Here is a 16849-nt window from a genome sequence, read left to right as displayed (position 1 = left end):
CTCACCGCTACAGCACCCGTAGCACGGGGTAGCGCAGGTGGCTGGGTTCGTAGTGGTCGGACTGGCGGTAGAGCCAGTCGAGCTGGGCGGGCCCGCTGGCGGCAAAGGCGGGGTCGGCTTGCTTTTTCTGGGTGAGCCGGACCTGTAGTTCGGGCTTCTGGCGGAGCAGGTTGGCGGCCAGGTCCTCGAACACGTAATCAGAGAAATACTCCTTTTGCTGCAGGATGCTGTCGAAGAAGCCCCAGGCGAAAAACGAGTCGGTGGCCTGGGGCTCCAGGGTTTCGATGAGGTAGCGGGCAGCGGGCTGGGCCAGGGAAATGTAGTAGTCGCCGCGCAGAAACTGGCGGGGCTGGTACACCGGCCGCAGCTGCACACCCGAGTGCAGGTAGTGGCCTTCGTAGGGCCGGGGGCTGGTTTTGTAATCCTGGATGTAGTAGGTTTCGCCGCTGATAACGGTGTCTGTGGTGAGGGGCCGCAGCTGCACGCCCGAGAGGCGCAGGCGCTCGGCCACCTCGCCCCAGGCCTGGGGCAGCACGTAGGCGCGCGGGCGCTGCACCGCAGCCGTGGGCACAAAGGTGTTGTAGTACGGAATGGAGCGGGTATAGGGCGCCTTGCGGTCGTAGTAAAGCCGCGGCTGGCCACTCACCTCGCTGGGCTTCATCCGGCCCGCGTAGCCACGGAACGTGAAACGCTCGGCCTGGGTGGTATCGAGCCGCCAGCCCAGGGCAAACTCCTGCTGCTGCTGGCTCAGGCGGGCCGCCTCGGTGCGGGCAGCGGCCAGGGCGGCTTTCTGCTGCTGCACGGTGCCAATCAACAGGCTCAGGAAATCGTAAGTGGCGCGCACCCGCGGCGTGTAAGCCTTCAGCATGTGCGTTTCCGTCACGAAACCAATGGTATTGAACAGCGTGGTGTAGCCGGTGGAGTAGCGCGGCGTTTCGAGGAAACCCAGTAGGCCCCGGGCATCGGGCGTGCGGCCGGCAAAGTCGATGTAGGGGGCCAGATACCACTTCTGCTGGTCCATTCCACTGTAGAGGGCCGGTAGCAGCAGCTGTTGCATGTACTGGCTCAGGGCGGGGTGCAGCTTGTCTTTCTGGGTGGCAATGAGCGTGAGCGTGTACTGGTAGTCGGCGCCGTTGGAGGTGTGCGTGTCCACGTACACATCGGGCTGCCAGCGCTGGAACAGGGCCGCAAACGAGCGGGCATTGCGCGAATCCTGCTTGATGTAGTCGCGGTTGAGGTCGAGGTTGCGGGCGTTGCCCCGGAAGCCGTAGCTCTCGGGGCCGTTCTGGTTGGTGCGGGTGCTGGTATTGCGGTTGAGCGCGCCGCCCACGTTGTAAATCGGGATAATGACCAGCACTACATCGGTCAGCTGGCGGCGCAGCGCTTTTTTCTGCACGTAGTCGCGCGCCAGCATCAGGCTGGCATCAATTCCCTCGGGCTCGCCGGGATGAATACCGTTCTGAATGAACACGATGCGCCGGCCCTTGGCCCGCAACGAGGCCGGGTCCGTATCACCATCGCCCGAAACCACCACCACGTGCAGGGGCCGGCCGCTGTCGGTAAGGCCCGCCTCGCGCAGCTGAATTTCGGGGTATTCTGCATCAAGCCGCTGGTAGTAGGCAATGCACTCGTCGTAGGTGGCCGTAGTGTTGCCGTTGCCCCGCTCGAAAGGTGTGCGCCAGTCGGCGGCAGGAGCATGAGCAGCCGGGGCGGAAGCGGGCACCGGGAGCGTGAGCAGCAGCGAAAGCAGGGAGGTCAGGAGCATACGGGGAAGGCTGGGGTAGCCACAAAGATGGTAGGCCCACCGCTTTGGTACGGGCGCTTTACTGAACAGGGGCAGGCAAAACGGCAGCCGGTTTTGCCCGCGACATCAAGGCGGGGGGGCGAAAGCAACGCGCCGCCCGGCGCTAATACAGCCGGCGCGGGGCTGGAAACAGTATTTGGTCGAGGCTGAAACGGCCGGGGCCGGCCAGTGCCAGCCCCAGGAACAGGAAGGCCGATTCGAGGGCGTGGGAGTAGTCGTTGAACCCGTCGCCCTTGCTCAGGTGCATAACCGTGGCCATCACCATGGTGCCGAGCAGCAGCGCGCAGGCCCAGCGGAAAAACAGGCCCAGCGCCAGCAGCTGCCCGCCTACGGCCTCGGCAAACGCGGCCAGAAACCCCCAGAAAGCCGGTGCAAAATCAAGGCCGACCAGTTTCATCACGCCCCCGATTTCGGCCCAGGCGGCCGAACCACCCGTGAGCTTGGGGTAGCCGTGCACGGTAAACATAAAGCCGATGCCCACGCGCAGCAGCAGCAACCCCAGATCATGCGTGCGGTAGCGGTTCTCAAACAACGTCATGTGCGGGCGGGCGGCGGGCAGGCCGCCAACAAGAGGTTCAACCAAAAGATATACGCTCGGCCGTATATTCGGCCGGCAAAGTACAGTTTTTTACGGCTTTGTGCAATTGCCCCGGCCCGGCTCCAGGTGGTAGCGGCAGCAACTGCTTTTTGCCCGTTTCGCGCTAGTACAGCACAATACCCGTGATGCGGGCGGCAGTAGGAATGGCGGCCGGAGCCAGGTGCTGGTTGGCGCCGGCCGGCAGCGAGTTGGGGTCAATCAGCCAGGCCAGGCGCACCTGGCCCGATACGGCGGCCAGCCCGAACGGCGTGTCGCGCAGCCGGGTAAAGCCCAGGTTCTGGCGGGCGGCCCCGAAGGGCGAGCCTACCCCGATACCCTCGGCCGTACGGTATTGCGGATCGGTGATAAAGATGCGCTTCAGCACCAGGCCACTGCCAGCCAGCGGGGCGAAAAACAGCCGCGTAGCGGGTGCCTCGGGCCGGCTGGCATCGAGCAGGCCCAATACCTGCTGGCCGGCCTCGCCTGGGCCGGGCCGGAGCTGGCCGGCGGGCACCAGGGCCCGCAGCTCCTTTTCTGAGAGGCCCGGCCGCAGCCGCCCAGCCCGGCCAGGGCTCACCAAATGCAGCGAATCGGGTACCGGGGCCCCGGCAACAGGGGCCGCTACGCCGGGCTGCCGGGCCACCGGTGCCTGGCCGGGGGAACCCGCCGGAAGGCCGTCGGCGGCTACAAAGGCTGGGGCAGAAGTGCCCGGTTCGGAGGTGGTGCCCTGGCAGCCGGCCAGCAGCAGGGCTGCCAGGGCCAGCGTGGCAGCGCGGGGCCGGCTACCTGAAAAAGAAGTCAGCATGAGGCACTATACGCTCCGCGAAGCAGCGAGTTTGGAAACATCCGGCCGCCGGGGCCGTTTGCTTTCACAGTGGCAGCTGCCACCGAGCTCCCTTTATGTCTCCTCTAATTCCATTGCCCGTGCCAGCCCAAACTCCTGCCAAGCCCCTTATCCTTATCTCCAACGACGACGGCATTACGGCCCCCGGTATTGCTACGCTTGTGCGCGTAATGCGCCGGCTGGGCGAAGTAGTGGTGGTAGCGCCCAACTCGCCCCAGTCGGGTATGGGCCACGCCATAACCATCGGCAAACCCCTGCGCCTCGACCCCAGCCCTATTTTTGAGGGTGTTGAAGCCTACGAGTGCAGCGGTACGCCCGCCGACTGCGTGAAGCTGGCCAAGCACCAGGTGCTCAAGGACCGCCGCCCCGATCTGGTCGTGTCGGGCATCAACCACGGCTCCAACTCGGCCGTGAACGTGCTGTATTCGGGCACCATGTCGGCGGCCATTGAGGCGGCCATTGAGGGGCTGCCGGCCATTGGCTTCTCGCTCTGCGACTATGGCCACGAAGCCGACTTCTCGCACACCGAGGAATGGGTGGAGCGGCTGGCCCGCCAGGCCCTGGAGCACGGTATTCCGGCCGGCACGGCCCTGAACGTGAACATTCCCCGCAAATCCGACCAGCCTATTGCCGGGGCCATGCTCTGCCGCCAGGCCCGGGCCAAGTGGCAGGAAGAGTTCGACCTGCGCCACGACCCCTACAAGCGGCCCTACTACTGGCTTATCGGCTCGTTTGTGAACGAGGACCCGGGCCAGGACACCGACGAGTACGCGCTGGCCAACAACTACGTTTCCATCGTGCCCTGCCAGTACGACCTGACCTCGAAGGCCGGTTTGCGCCAGATGAGCGACACCTGGGACCTGAGCGCCATGCCTGCGCCCGCGGGCCAGCCGCTGCCCGTGGCCGCACTTGGCAGCGCTACACCCGCCCCCGGCGTAACGCCGGAGCGGTAAGCTACTCGCTTAGTGAACTGCCACCATAGCAGCGTACGCCGTTTCGCGCAGCAGGCGACGTAAGCTCTTCCGCTTTACAGTTGTACACTCAATAAAGTATAAAGCCCCTGACGCCAGCGCGGACGTCGGGGGCTTTGCGTTTACTAGCGTTTCCTGTTGGTGAAAAATGGTTTTACCGCTTGCCTAAGGCGCCACCTGTCCGTCCTGTATATAGAGTAGAGCAGTGCACTCAGCCACTTATTGATGCCTGGGCCGCTTTACCAACGATACGTGTTTGGGCACGGTGGTGCGGGCCGGCTTGCGCACAACGAGCACGGCGGCGGGCCGGCGGATAACAACGACAGGCGGGCGCGGCAGCCAGCGCACGGCCAGCCAGAACAGCACCAGCAGCAAGGCCAAGCCCAGCAACAGCTTTTTTATGGGCACAGTTATGACAGAAGATGGGGGTGGGAAGGATGCCAGCGAAATTATCCGCCCCGCATGAAGCCCGCGTGAACCTGCCTCTGTCCTTTAAGGCAGCCAGAGTGTGAACGTGGTGCCCCGGCCTTCCTCCGATTCCACCGTCAGCCCGGCCTTATGGAACTCGGCAATGGTTTTGGCAATGGGCAGCCCCAGCCCGTAGCCCTCGGGGGCCGAGGCGCCGGCCTGAAACCGCCGGAACCGGTCGAACAGGTGGGGAAGGTGGCGGGCGGCAATGCCCGGGCCGGTGTCGGTAATGGCCAGCTGGTAGCCGCCACGCGGCCCCGGCCGGCCCCGCACCGTGATGCTGCCGGCAAAACGGTTGTACTTGATGGCGTTGCTGATCAGGTTGAAAACCAGCGTAAAGAGCAGCGTGCGGTTGGCCTGAGGCAGCACATAATCGGGGCGCAGGTCTTCCAGCAAATGAATCTCGCGCTGGGCCAGGCGGTCTTCCAGCTCGTTCACCACTTCGGCCAGCACCACGGCCACCGATACGGCCTCGTCGCGTAGGAACTGCTCGTTTTCGATGTTGGCAATGAGCAGCAGCGTTTTCACCGTGTTGCGCAGCCGGTAAAGCGTCTTTTGCGACTCTACAATTTTAAGCGAGTGGGCGTCGCTGAGGGTCGGGTCCTGGAGCATGTTCTCGAACCTGGATTGCAGAATGCTGACCGGCGTGAGCAACTCGTGCGACACGTTGCTCATAAACTCGCGCTCCTTTTCGAAGGCCGACTGAATCTGGCGCATCATGTCGCTGAGGCTGTCGTCGAGGCGGCGAAAGTCGGTGGTGGTGGTGGGCAGGGGCTCGTAGGAGAAGGCCGAGGGGTGCTGCACGCCCTGCAGCTTGCGCACAATGAGGCGGTGCAGGGGCCGCAGCAGGTAGTGGGCGAAGGCGGCATCGGAGAGAATCGTAATCAGCGCCCCCACCACGAGCAGCCACAGGGCCATGCGCCGCAGCGTAGCCGTGAGCAATTCCACCGTCGCCAGCGACGAACCGATTTCGAGGCGGTAGGGGTGGCCGTTCGTGCTGAATTGCCGGCTCAGAATCCGGAAGTCCTCCACCTTATTGTCTACCTGCCGGGGCTCGTCGAAAATGCGGGCCGGCGGCGGCGGGGTGCTGGCGGCGGCGGCGAGCGGCGTAAGGGTAATGTATTCCTGTTTGAGGATATTGTAATCGGCGTACTGCTCACCCTGCACAAAGGTCGAAATACCGTCGCGCCGGATAAGGTCCAGTACCTGCGCGTACTTCTCGCGTAGCTGCTCGTCGGTGTGGCCCACGGCCACCCGGCTCATAATGGGCGGAATCAGCACCACCCCCAGCAGCACCAGCAGCAGCTTCGATAAGGCGTTGAAAAGGGCCAGCTTGGCTTCGAGGCGCATACTTGTTGTGCAGAGAATTCAGGAACCTGGGGACTTAACGGAACGTCATTCTGCGCACCACTCAGCCCTTAATCGAATAGCCGATGCCGCGGACGGTTTCGAGGAAGTCGGCGGGGGCGAACTGGCTGAGCTTCTTGCGCAGGTTCTTGATATGCACGTCGATGTAGTTGGAGTCGGAGTCGTCTTCGAGCACGTTGCCCCACAGGTGCTCGCCGAGCTGCAGGCGGGTGAGCACGCGGTTGCGGTGCAGTAGCAGGTAGTGCAGCAAGTCGAACTCCTTTTTGGTCAGCGGCACATCGTGGCCTTCGTGGCGCAGGGTGCGGCCGGTGGCATCGAGCTCGAAGCCTGCGCCAAAGGCCATTTCCTGGCGCTTCAGGCCGAATTTGCGGCGCGTGATGGCCTGCATGCGGCTCTGCAGCTCAAGCAGCGAGAAGGGCTTGGGCAGGTAGTCGTCGGCGCCCAGGTCGAGCCCTTTCACGCGGTCGTCGATGGCACCGCGGGCCGTGAGGATGATGAACGAGGCTTCCTGGCGCTCGTTCTGGCGGGCTTCGCGCAGCAGATCAAGGCCGTCGCCGCCGGGCAGGCCCAGGTCGAGCAGCACAAAATCGTAGTTATTGACGAATATTTTCTCGGAGGCCTCGGCGTAGGTGTAGGCCGAATCGACCAGGTACTGCGACTCAACCAGAAACTGCTGCACTTCCTGGTGCAGGCTCTTTTCGTCTTCTACCAGCAAAACGTGCATAGCGGGCAAGGGGCTAAATGAAGCCCCAACTTACGCACCCGGCCGTGAAGGACCGATGAACGCCGCCCCAAACTACGGTAGTACTTGCCCGAAAAGGAGCCCCGTCACCTGGCAACCTGCCCGCCGACTGCGTATGTTGGGGCTCGACTCCGCCCACCCAACCGCTCCGCCGCTCGCCTTCCTATGCCATCCGGCCCCGCTACCCCGCCGCTTTTCGTCAGCATTATCATTCCCACCTTCAACGAAGGCAGCCACATCGGCCGGCTGCTGGCCCACCTGCGTGCCATCTGCGGCCCCGATGCGGCCGTGGAAATTGTGGTGGCCGACGGCGGTAGCTCCGACGCCACAGCCACCGAAGCTGCCGCCCACGGGGCTCGGGTGCTGGCCTGCCCGCGCCGGGGCCGGGCCGCCCAGCTCAACCACGGCGCGGCCCACGCCCGCGGCCAACTCCTGTACTTCCTGCATGCCGATTCGCTGCCGCCCGCCACGCTACTGCCCGATTTGCGCGCCGCCGTGGCCGCCGGGGCCGCCGCCGGCTGCTACCGCCTGCGCTTCGACGAGCCGCACTGGTTTCTGGCCGCCAACGCCTGGTTTACGCGCTTCAACTTCAACGGCATCCGCTACGGCGACCAGAGCCTGTTTGTGCAGCGGGCCGTGTTTGGGCAGGCCGGGGGCTACTGCGAGCAGTTGCAGCTACTCGAAGACCAGGAAATTGTGGGCCGGCTGCGGCGCTGCGGCCCGTTTCGGGTGCTGCCGGGCTACATTATCACCTCAGCCCGGCGCTACCGCCGCAACGGTATTTACCGCCTGCAGGGTATTTTTGCGCTGGTTACGGGCTTGTACTGGCTCGGGGTTTCGCAGCCCCGGCTGGTGCGGGTGTACAAGCGGCTGGTGCGGGAATAGGGGAGGCAAGCTGAGAAGCTATAAAATGAGTTTGAGGCGCTTTTTAGGCGCTTTTATAGCCTGCTTCCTGCGGCTCATTTCACCTCTGCCAGAAAGCCACGGGTGCAATTTTGCGGATACTTCATTCCCAAATTCTTCAGTCACAATCCCGTTGTTCCTAAATACCCGTGCAGCCCTGATATAGTGCCGAGGTCGACCTCTTCGGCTTGGCTCTAGCGCATGAGCAGGGGCTGGGGTTATCATATAGCGCCCAGCGGAGCTAATTGGTAGCGCCGCCATGTGTGGCTACCAATTAGCTCGAGGGTGTTCCAGCGTGGTCATTGTTGAGGCAACCGGTCCGCGGGTTGTTTAAGCCAAGCGAATCGCAAAGTAAAAGTCGGCTTCTGTCTTCAACTTCGTTAATATGCCCATGCTAACTATGGCTGTAAATAAGCTCACTACAGCTTAGCCGCTGATTGCCACTTTTGTTATAACTGCTACTTGGTTATGTTGAAATGCGTTTCCGCCTTGCTTGCCACGCCGGTTGCCCGTGTGGCGCTGCTACTTACCTTGAGCGCCGGACTAGGGCATGCAGCATATGGCCAGCTCATCTTTGGTTCACCGGCTAGCTATCAGGCCGGCAGCTACCCCCACAGCGTAGTGGTGGCCGATTTTAACGCCGATGGCCGTCCCGATCTGGTTACTGCTAATAATGGTGGTGGTAACGTGTCGGTGCTGCTGGCGCTGGTCGGGGGCGGTTTTGCGGCACCCCGCGATTACCGTACCGGTAGCGGCACCAACAGCGTGGCAACGGCCGATTTCAACGCCGACGGCCGCCCTGACTTGGTTACGACCAACGAAGATGACAACAGCGTGACGGTGTTGATGGCCCAGGCCACGGGTGGTTTCGCGTCGGCCGTGAGCTACCCAACCGACCGCAAGCCTAACGGTGTAGTGGTGGCCGATTTCAACGGGGATGGTCGCCCCGACCTGGCCACGGCCAACAACTACGGCGACAATGTATCGGTGCTATTGGCGCAGGCCACCGGTGGTTTTGCGCCAGTTGTGAGCTACCCAACTGTCATTTACCCCATCGGGCTAGTGGTGGCCGATTTCAATGATGACGGTCGCCCCGACTTAGTTACCGCCAGCGGCGATGTTGTAGCGGTGCTGTTAGCCCAAGCCAGTGGGGGCTTCGCGACATCTCAGTTCTATAACACCGATGCCTACGCCCAGGGTCTGGCGGTAGGCGATTTCAACGGCGATGGCCGCCCCGACCTGGCGGTGAGCAGCTACTTCGACAGCAAGGTGTCGGTGATATTAGGACAAGCCGGAGGGAGTTTTGCGGCAGCCGTAAAGTATGACGTTGGTACCAGTCCGCGGGGCGTGGTGGTGGGTGACGTTAACGGCGACGGCCGCCTCGATTTAGTCGTGGCCAACTATGGAAGTGGTACGATATCGGTGCTGTTAGCTCAGGCTACGGGCGGCTTTGCGCCTGCCGTTGCCCACTCGGCCGGCTACTATCCTTGGGATATGGCGGTAGCTGACCTGAATGGAGACGGCCGTCCCGATCTGGCAGTGGCTAACGGAGTTAGCAGCCTGGGGGTTTCGGTGCTGTTGAATAAGTCTTCATTGCCTTTGGCCTCTGTACCTGCCCTTTCGGCAGCGGTACAAATATTTCCTAATCCGACTACGCGCCGCTTTACTGTACAGGTGCCGGGCATAACGGGTGCTACTCTGGTAGAGGCCACTTTGTTCAATGCACTGAGCCAGCCAGTGCGCCATCAGTCAGTCCGGCTCCCTGGTACCGGTACCAGCTTCGATATGTGGGCGGGAGAACTACCTGCGGGTGTGTACTCACTACGACTGACAGCCGGTACCGTCAACCTCACGAAGCGCGTGGTGCTGCACTAGCGGATGGCTATTATGTTGGAACTGGTGTGGTGAAAGTTCACTGGCAATACCGCTCCTGCGTCTAACATATTAACCGTCGAACCCGAATGAGCTTGAGCATCTGGTTCACCACATTTGTCTCGGGGGCATATTGAGAGAAAGCCCGACTTTCTAAACAGCTTCGTCATTTCAGATACGCGCTCAGCTCCGATACCGAACTGATGCCCAGCTGCTCGGCCTGTTGGCGGCGCATGAGCAGCGCGTAGGTATTGTTGAAGCCCAGCGGGGCCAGCCATTCCAGCTGGTAGCGGCGGCGGTACTCGCGGCGCACGTAGGCCAGCACGGCGGCCGGGTCGGGGCCCAGCGAATCGAGGACGGCGGGCGGGGGCTGGAGCACCACCAGCAGGCCGGTGCCGCTGTATTCGGGGTAGAGGTCGATGGCGCCGGTGCGCAGCGCGTCGGCGCAGATGCTGGTGCCGCCCAGGCCCGTTTTGGCCTCTACGCCCAAGTTAGTATTACCCCTAATCAGGGCCGCGTAGAGCTCGGCCAGGATGTACTGCTCGCCGAAAATCTTGGAGCCCAGCCGGATGGTGGCCCCGGTAGCCGGCTGCGGTTCGCGCCACAGCCCGCGGCGGCGCAGAAAATCGTGGGCCACGGCCCGGGGCGTTTCGTGGCGGATATCGACCCGGTAATTCAGCTCCGTCATCACCGAATCGGAAAGCTGGCCGGCCAGTTGGGCCAGGGCGGGGGCCAGCTCGGGGTGGGCTTGCAGGGTCTGGCGGCGCACCACCGGGGCGGCCTGGTAGGGCGGGAAGGCGTGGCGGTCGTCGCGCAGCACCCGCAGGTCGTAGGCCCGGATGCGGCCGTCGGTGGAATAACCGTCAATCAGGTCCACGTCGCCGCTACGGGCGGCCTCGTACACCAGGGCGGGCGCCAGCACTACTGAGGCCGGGTAGAGGCCGTAGAGCCGGCGCAGGCCCGGCAGCCCATCGGAGCGGCCCACAAACTCGGGGCTGAAGCCGGCCAGCAGCTTGGAAGTGGCGCGGGGCAGCAGGTACAGGCCCGCCAGCAAAGGCAGCGCCAGCAGCAGGGCCCGGCCGGCCCAGGCCAGCCGCCGCCCGCGCAGGTGCTGCACGCCCGCCAGGGCGGCATCAAACAACAAGGCCAGCGCCGCGGCCGGAATGGCACCGGCCAGAATCATGGTCGGGTTGTTCAGGGCAATGCCGCCGAAGATGAATTCGCCCAGCCCGCCCGCCGCCACGTAGGCCGCCAGCGTGGCCACGCCCACGTTTATAACGGCCGCCGTGCGGATGCCGGCCAGCAGCACCGGCAACGCCAGCGGCAGCTCCACGCGGCGCAGCACCTGCCCATCCGTCAGGCCCAGGCCGCGGGCGGCGTCCACCACGGCGGCATCTACGCCCTGCACGCCCGCCACCGTGTTGCGCACAATGGGCAGCAGCGAGTACAGAAACAAAGCCAGAATAGCCGGTCCCGGCCCAATGCCCAGCACCGGAATCAGGAAGCCCAGCAGCGCAATGCTCGGAATGGTTTGCAGTACCCCGGCCCCGCCCAGCACCCAGGGCGCCAGCCGCGGCCGGCGCGTGAGCAGCAGCCCCAGTGGCACGCCCACCGCCACGCCCGCCAGCAACGACGCCGCCGTGAGCCCGATGTGTTGCAGCGTTTGCTGCCCCAGCTTGTCGGCCTGCGCCTGCCAGAAGGCGAAAAGTTCGGTGAGGATGCTCAAGGGGAGAGGGTGCGGATGGTAAGAGGATGCTGTTTGAGAATCAGAAGAACGTCCTGCTGAGCTTGCCGAAGCATCTCTACCGCTTCGTTGCACTGGTTAATCCAACGAAGCGGTAGAGGTGCTTCGCTAAGCTCAGCAGGACGTTCTTAATTGGGTTGGAATACTCTCTAAACAACTCAATGTTTATGCTTCCGTCGCCAGCCGCCGTACGGCCCTGCCAAAGGCAGCCATAAGCGTAGCGTAGGTAAGAGGCCGGGCAGTGCTTTCCGACAGCTGCACCCAGACTGTCGGCTCGCCGGCAGCGGATGTTGAGGTATTGCTCAGCTGCTCCAGCGCCTCCTGTACCGATGCAGTAGGAGGAAGGGGGCTACTGGTTGATTCGATGGTGCTTACGAATTGTTTTTCGTCCGCCGCCGGCAGCTCAGTCAGCACGTCAGTCAGTCGCAGAGCCCGCAGTTGCAAGGCCAGCTGCTCGGCGGCGAAAAAGCGGCGCACGAAGTCATTGGCGGGGCGTAGCAGCAGCTCGCGGGGCGGGCCCAGCTGCTGCACCCGGCCGGCGTCGAGCAGCAGAATCTGGTCGGCCAGCTCGAAGGCCTCGGTTACGTCGTGCGTCACCAGTACCACCGTGGTGCGGCGCAGTTCGGGCAGCTCCCGAAACTCGCGCCGGATGCTGGCCCGCGTAATCGGGTCGAGGGCCCCGAAAGGCTCGTCGAGCAGCACAACGGGCGGGTCGGCGGCCAGGGCCCGGGCCAGGCCCACGCGCTGCTGCTGGCCCCCCGAAAGCTGGCTGGGACACTGGCCTGCGAATCGCTCGGGCGGCAGGTGCAGGCGGTTCAGCAGCTCCGCGGTGCGGGCCGCTATTATGGCCGGGGCATAGCCCAGCAGCTGGGGTACCACGGCCACGTTTTCGGCCACCGTGTAGTGGGGTAGCAGGCCCACTTGCTGAATAACGTAGCCGATGCCCCGGCGCAGTAGCTCCGGGGGCTGGCTGCGCACGTGCTGGCCATTGATGAGCACCACGCCGCTATCGGGCTCTACGAGGCGGTTGAGCATGCGCAGCAGCGTGGTTTTGCCGCAGCCGCTGGGCCCCAGCAGCACCAGCGTCTCGCCCGCCTCTACCCGAAACGACACGTCCTGCACCGCCGTGTGGCTCCCGTAGCGCTTGGTCAGGTTCCGGACTTCAATAGCGGGTTCGGGGGTGGGCATAGGTAGGCTGGTTGAGGAAGAGGCGGGCTGCGCAAGCAAAAGGCCCTCCCGTTGCCGGAAGGGCCTTGCTGCTACTACTGATGGCCCGCCCGAAATGTTTGGCTGAAGCGGGGGCGTAAAACATTCGGTGGCTACTCTTTCACCACCTTCAGCACGGTTGTCTGGCCATCCACTACCACCCGGGCCAGGTACAGGCCGGCTGGTAGAGCCGCCAAACCAGTCAGCTCCAGCGTGGCCGACTGGCCGGGCCGCTCAAACGTGCGCTGGTGAACCACGCGGCCAGTAAGCGTGCTGAGCTGTACCCGTACGCTGGCCGGGGCTTCCCCAGTGCCAGACACCAGCAGCTTCAGCGAGCCGCCGAAGGGGTTGGGGGCCGCCGTAACCCGCGCCGTACCGGCCGCTGAAGCCAGCGTTGCTACCGCCGAGTACGTGCTGGTTCCATCTAGGTCGAGCTGATGCAGGCGGTAATAGCGGGCGCCCGCTTGGCTGGTGTTGTGGCGAAACGTGTACCGCTGGGCCGCAACAGTGTTGCCGGCCGCTTCCACCCGGCCCACCACCGCAAAGTCGCGGCCGGTGGTGCTGTACTCCACCTCAAAGGCGGCCGAATTAACCTCTTGAGCCGTGTTCCAGGTCAGGTCGGAATACGTGGCCTTACCCTGTCCACCAAAAAAGGTGAGCGTAACGGGCAGCGGGTTGCGCAACTCCGCCGCATCAGTGTTGTAGGCCACAAAAGCCAGGTCGCTGTTGCCGTTTATGTTGAGGCGGAATTTGCGGATGGAAGCCACATTGGCACCGGTAATACCAAAGGCGCCGAAGTCGCCGGCCCACAGCCGGATAGGCCGCTCGCTGTTGGTAAAGCCGGACGTGAGCGTCATAGGGTTACTGCTGGCCTCATAAAAATCGGCTATCCAGTTGCCTACCACCGGCAGGTTGCTCACGTTAATAGACACTGAATTTCCTATTATCTGGTCATTGGCGTCCAGAAACTGGTATACATCCTGGGCCCCGCCTGGGGAGGCAATCTGCGTAACGATAATGTCGGGGTTGCCATCGTTCAGCGACGTAATCTTGACGCTGTTAATACCAAAATCGACCTTGCCGGCCGGCACATTAGCCACGCCCGTCCCCAGGTCGAGGCCATTTAGGCCGTCGCGCAGGTAGGGGGAGAGGTTGCCGGCGGGTGGGGGCACGCTGGGGCCATTATTTACGTTATCGTAGAGTTGCCCCAGCGCGACTTTGGTGTTGCTGCCGATGGTACCCTCAATGCTGAGTACCGGCAACGCCTGGTATTCACTTTTTACATATAGAATGCCTTTTTCGTCCAGCTTGGCATTGTTGACCCGGGTAGAGAAAATGTTTGCCCCGATCTTGAAGGCCAGTAAGTTATGGGAGTTATCGGGCTTGAGCGCGTTAGTGGCCGCATTGCCGGTGGTGCCCGAGCCACTTCGCCAGAAACCCCCGAAATCGGTAATGATTTCCGTTACGCCATTGGCTACCTGTGCCTGTGCGGGATGATATGCCAGCCAGCTAGCCAGCGCTACAAGGGAAAGTATTGCTTTTTTCATATTAACCGGAACAATCGGATAGAGGCGGAAAAGAGAACAGCCAGAGGCTACACCATACAAATTTATACGATAGCCAGATAATACTATCGTTTTTACGACAAAGATCCAATAGCGCTTGTTTGAGCCGGATTCTAGCCCGTTAAATAATTCTGAAGCCTTCGGTCGGCCCCTACGTCGCCGGTCAGTGGGCCGGAGCCATAGTCGCGTTGATGAGTAGCTTTACAAGCGAACAGTGCCAAGTTGGGTCCATAGGCGTCCTAATTACTGGTCCTTGCTGCTGAAACACGAAAAACGGCCCTTACTACTATGAAACTACTGCCCGTCCTTCGCCTTCTGCTTGTTGCCACCCTGTTGCTTGGCGTAGCGGGTGCCTGCGTGCGCAAAGCCGCTCCGGTAGCCACGCCCACAGGCCCCGAAACCCGGGTGTACGTGGTGCGCCACGCCGAAAAAGACCTCACGCCCGGTCTCACCGACCCAGCCCTGATGCCTGAGGGCCAAGCCCGCGCACAGGCGCTGGCCGCGGCTATTCCGCGCCAGACTCGCCTGAGTGCCGTTTTCAGTACCGATACCAAGCGTACCCGCACCACGGCCCAGCCCCTGGCCGCGGCCCGCGCCCTGCCAGTATTGCTCTACGACGCCCGCGACCTGCCCGCGCTGGCCGCCCGCATCCGCCGCGACTACCCCAGCCAAAACGTACTGGTCGTGGGCCACTCCAATACCATGCTCGAAACCGTGGATGCCCTGGGTGCCCCCCGGCCCGTGCCCGGCATACCCGACGAAGCCTACGATTACCTGCTGGAAGTGCGCCTGCCCACCGACGCTGCCCGGCCAGCTACGGCGGTAGCCCACCACTATGGCGTGCGCAGCCACTAGCCGCCGCCGGCCGGCTGCAACCCTGCGGCCCGCTTATGCTTCTATTAACCACTTTGCCGCTTTCTCTTCCGTCCCTCTTTCTCCCATGATGCGAACTGTTCTTCTCCGCCGCACCCTTGCGCTGGCGCTGCTACTTTCTGCCGCCCCGCTGGCCACGCGGGCCCAGACGGTTCCCTCCGCCACCGACTCAGCTAATATCCGCCGTATCTATAATGAGGCTCTCGCCCAGGGGCAGAGCTACGAGAATCTGCGCTACCTCACCGGCCAGATTGGTGCCCGCCTCAGTGGCTCGCCCCAGGCCGCTCAGGCCGTGCAGTGGGGCCAGACGACCATGGAAAAACTCGGCCTCGACCGCGTGTACCTGCAGGAAGTGATGGTGCCCCACTGGGTACGCGGCAAGCCCGAGAAAGCCAGCATCCGGGGCGATAAGGGCAAGGGCGTGAGCCTGAACGTGGCGGCGCTGGGCGGCTCGGTGGGCACCGGTGGCAAGCTGCGGGCCGGCGTGGTGGAGGTGCAAAGCCTGGCCGAGCTGGCCGCTCTGCCCGAGGCCAGGGTGAAGGGCAAGTTCGTGTTCTTCAACCGCCCCATGAACCCGCTATACGTGGAAACTGGCCAAGCCTACGGCGAAGCCGGCGACCAGCGCCGCTCCGGGGCCGCTGCTGCCGCCAAGCGTGGGGCGGTGGGCGCCCTCGTGCGCAGCCTCACGCTCGCCCACGACGACCTGCCCCACACCGGTACCATGAGCTACCAGGAAGGCGTAACGCAGGTGCCCGCCGCCGCCCTCAGCACTATGGGCGCCGACGAACTCAGCCAGCTGCTCAAGGCAGACTCGAAGCTGACCGTGGAGCTGGAAATGAGCTGCCAGACCCTGCCCGACGTGAAAAGCTACAACGTTGTCGGCGAAATCAAGGGCTCAAAGTACCCCGACCAGATTATCACCGTGGGCGGCCACCTCGACTCCTGGGACCTGGGCCAGGGTGCCCACGACGATGGCACGGGCTGCGTGCAAAGCATGGAAGCACTACGCTTGCTGAAGGCCACCGGCCTGCGCCCCGAGCGCACCGTGCGGGCCGTGCTGTTCATGAATGAGGAAAACGGCAACCGCGGGGGCCTTAAATACGCCGAGCTGGCCAAGGCCAGCAACGAAAACCACCTGGCTGCTATCGAGTCCGACGGTGGCGGCTTCACGCCCAGGGGCTTTAATATCGAGGCCGCTCCGTCCGTGGTGCGCAAAATAGTGGCCTGGCAGCCTCTCTTTGCGCCTTACGGTAGCGGCCTGCTCGCACCGGGCCACGCCGGTACCGATATCGGTCCGCTAAAAGGGCAGGCAAAAGCCCTGGTCGGCTACGATTGCGACTCGCAGCGCTATTTTGATATCCACCACACCGCCGCCGATACCTTCGATAAGGTGAACCGCCGCGAGTTGGAACTGGGCGGCGCCAGTATGGCTGCGCTGGTGTATCTGCTGAGTAAATACGGTCTTTAACGGCCCCACCGCGGAGTAACTACGCCGCAATAAAAATGCCCGGCTGCCTTCATGGCAGCCGGGCATTTTTGGGTATAAACCTACCGGATATATTATTCGGCAGCGGCGTTTTTGCGCGGCCGGCCGGGGCCTTTGCCGGTGCCATTAGCAGCACGCGGCTTGCGCTCTTTCTTCTCAATTTTGTAGCCGGGCTCCAGCATGGCATTCAGCTCATCCATCATGCTGTTGATTTTAGAAGCCTGCTTGCGAACCTGGGTCAGCAAAGCATGATTGTCTTCGGCGCCGTTGAGAATTTCCTGGAGCTTATTGAGGTCGTTGGTTGCCATTAGAGAAAATGATTGGTTGGAAAGTTGAGGAGTTACAAAGTTGCCTGTTTATTTTTATTCCAGCAAGTGAGTAGCGATTAATATAATTTCGATACGAAAGAAAAAATAAAATGGCTGA

At 62.9% G+C, this 16849-nt stretch carries 15 protein-coding genes; 5 read left to right on the top strand and 10 right to left on the bottom strand.

Going from position 1 to position 16849, the window contains the following annotated elements; all coding sequences use genetic code 11:
- Positions 1–7: 7 nt before the first annotated feature.
- The 3 genes from BLW21_RS03130 to BLW21_RS03120 all read right to left on the bottom strand — a co-directional run bounded on the left by BLW21_RS03130 (position 8) and on the right by BLW21_RS03120 (position 3186).
- Positions 8–1765, bottom strand: coding sequence for a M14 family metallopeptidase (locus tag BLW21_RS03130; protein ID WP_092737834.1), 1758 nt, complete (start codon positions 1763–1765; stop codon positions 8–10).
- A 142-nt stretch (positions 1766–1907) separates the two neighbouring features.
- Positions 1908–2387, bottom strand: coding sequence for a DoxX family protein (locus BLW21_RS03125; RefSeq protein ID WP_245711792.1), 480 nt, complete (start codon positions 2385–2387; stop codon positions 1908–1910).
- 118 nt (positions 2388–2505) lie between these two features.
- Positions 2506–3186 (bottom strand): hypothetical protein, encoded by a 681-nt coding sequence (locus BLW21_RS03120; protein WP_092737829.1) that lies wholly within the window; start codon positions 3184–3186, stop codon positions 2506–2508.
- A 95-nt stretch (positions 3187–3281) separates the two neighbouring features.
- On the opposite strand from BLW21_RS03120, the gene surE reads away from it, so the two are divergent.
- The gene (gene surE / locus BLW21_RS03115) at positions 3282–4178 is read left to right on the top strand and encodes a 5'/3'-nucleotidase SurE (protein WP_092737827.1); all 897 of its coding nucleotides are present in this window, start codon (positions 3282–3284) and stop codon (positions 4176–4178) included.
- 237 nt (positions 4179–4415) lie between these two features.
- On the opposite strand, the gene BLW21_RS03110 is transcribed toward surE, so the two are convergent.
- From BLW21_RS03110 to BLW21_RS03100, 3 genes are all read right to left on the bottom strand, one after another.
- Positions 4416–4604 (bottom strand): hypothetical protein, encoded by a 189-nt coding sequence (locus BLW21_RS03110; RefSeq protein WP_092737825.1) that lies wholly within the window; start codon positions 4602–4604, stop codon positions 4416–4418.
- A gap of 84 nt (positions 4605–4688) precedes the next feature.
- The gene (locus BLW21_RS03105; protein WP_092737823.1) at positions 4689–6014 is read right to left on the bottom strand and encodes a sensor histidine kinase; all 1326 of its coding nucleotides are present in this window, start codon (positions 6012–6014) and stop codon (positions 4689–4691) included.
- 61 nt (positions 6015–6075) lie between these two features.
- Positions 6076–6756, bottom strand: a complete 681-nt coding sequence (locus BLW21_RS03100) for a response regulator transcription factor (protein ID WP_092737821.1) — start codon at positions 6754–6756, stop codon at positions 6076–6078.
- Positions 6757–6939: 183 nt separating this feature from the next.
- Between BLW21_RS03100 and BLW21_RS03095 the strand changes: the two genes are divergently transcribed.
- Positions 6940–7659: a TIGR04283 family arsenosugar biosynthesis glycosyltransferase gene (locus tag BLW21_RS03095; protein WP_092737819.1), complete on the top strand. Its 720-nt coding sequence runs from the start codon at positions 6940–6942 to the stop codon at positions 7657–7659.
- 486 nt (positions 7660–8145) lie between these two features.
- Positions 8146–9552: an FG-GAP-like repeat-containing protein gene (locus tag BLW21_RS03090; RefSeq protein WP_092737816.1), complete on the top strand. Its 1407-nt coding sequence runs from the start codon at positions 8146–8148 to the stop codon at positions 9550–9552.
- A gap of 163 nt (positions 9553–9715) precedes the next feature.
- Here BLW21_RS03090 and BLW21_RS03085 read toward each other — a convergent pair whose 3' ends face one another.
- The 3 genes from BLW21_RS03085 to BLW21_RS03075 all read right to left on the bottom strand — a co-directional run bounded on the left by BLW21_RS03085 (position 9716) and on the right by BLW21_RS03075 (position 14046).
- Positions 9716–11275, bottom strand: a complete 1560-nt coding sequence (locus BLW21_RS03085) for an ABC transporter permease/substrate-binding protein (RefSeq protein ID WP_092737814.1) — start codon at positions 11273–11275, stop codon at positions 9716–9718.
- A gap of 183 nt (positions 11276–11458) precedes the next feature.
- Positions 11459–12481 carry an ABC transporter ATP-binding protein gene (locus tag BLW21_RS03080; protein ID WP_092737812.1) on the bottom strand — a complete coding sequence of 341 codons (1023 nt, stop codon included), beginning with the start codon at positions 12479–12481 and terminating at the stop codon, positions 11459–11461.
- A gap of 131 nt (positions 12482–12612) precedes the next feature.
- Positions 12613–14046, bottom strand: a complete 1434-nt coding sequence (locus BLW21_RS03075) for a T9SS type A sorting domain-containing protein (protein ID WP_092737810.1) — start codon at positions 14044–14046, stop codon at positions 12613–12615.
- A 306-nt stretch (positions 14047–14352) separates the two neighbouring features.
- Here BLW21_RS03075 and BLW21_RS03070 point away from each other — a divergent pair, with 306 nt between their 5' ends.
- Both BLW21_RS03070 and BLW21_RS03065 read left to right on the top strand, forming a co-directional pair.
- Positions 14353–14919, top strand: coding sequence for a histidine phosphatase family protein (locus BLW21_RS03070; RefSeq protein ID WP_092737808.1), 567 nt, complete (start codon positions 14353–14355; stop codon positions 14917–14919).
- A gap of 88 nt (positions 14920–15007) precedes the next feature.
- On the top strand, positions 15008–16405 hold the full coding sequence (locus BLW21_RS03065) for a M20/M25/M40 family metallo-hydrolase (RefSeq protein ID WP_394331642.1): 1398 nt from the start codon (positions 15008–15010) through the stop codon (positions 16403–16405).
- A 92-nt stretch (positions 16406–16497) separates the two neighbouring features.
- On the opposite strand, the gene BLW21_RS03060 is transcribed toward BLW21_RS03065, so the two are convergent.
- Complete coding sequence (locus BLW21_RS03060) at positions 16498–16731, bottom strand: hypothetical protein (protein WP_092737804.1); 234 nt, start codon at positions 16729–16731, stop codon at positions 16498–16500.
- Between the last annotated feature and the right edge of the window lie 118 nt (positions 16732–16849).

The organism is Hymenobacter psychrophilus, from assembly GCF_900107135.1.
In the GTDB taxonomy this organism is placed as follows: domain Bacteria; phylum Bacteroidota; class Bacteroidia; order Cytophagales; family Hymenobacteraceae; genus Hymenobacter; species Hymenobacter psychrophilus.
This window is presented reverse-complemented; position numbering and strand designations above follow the sequence as displayed.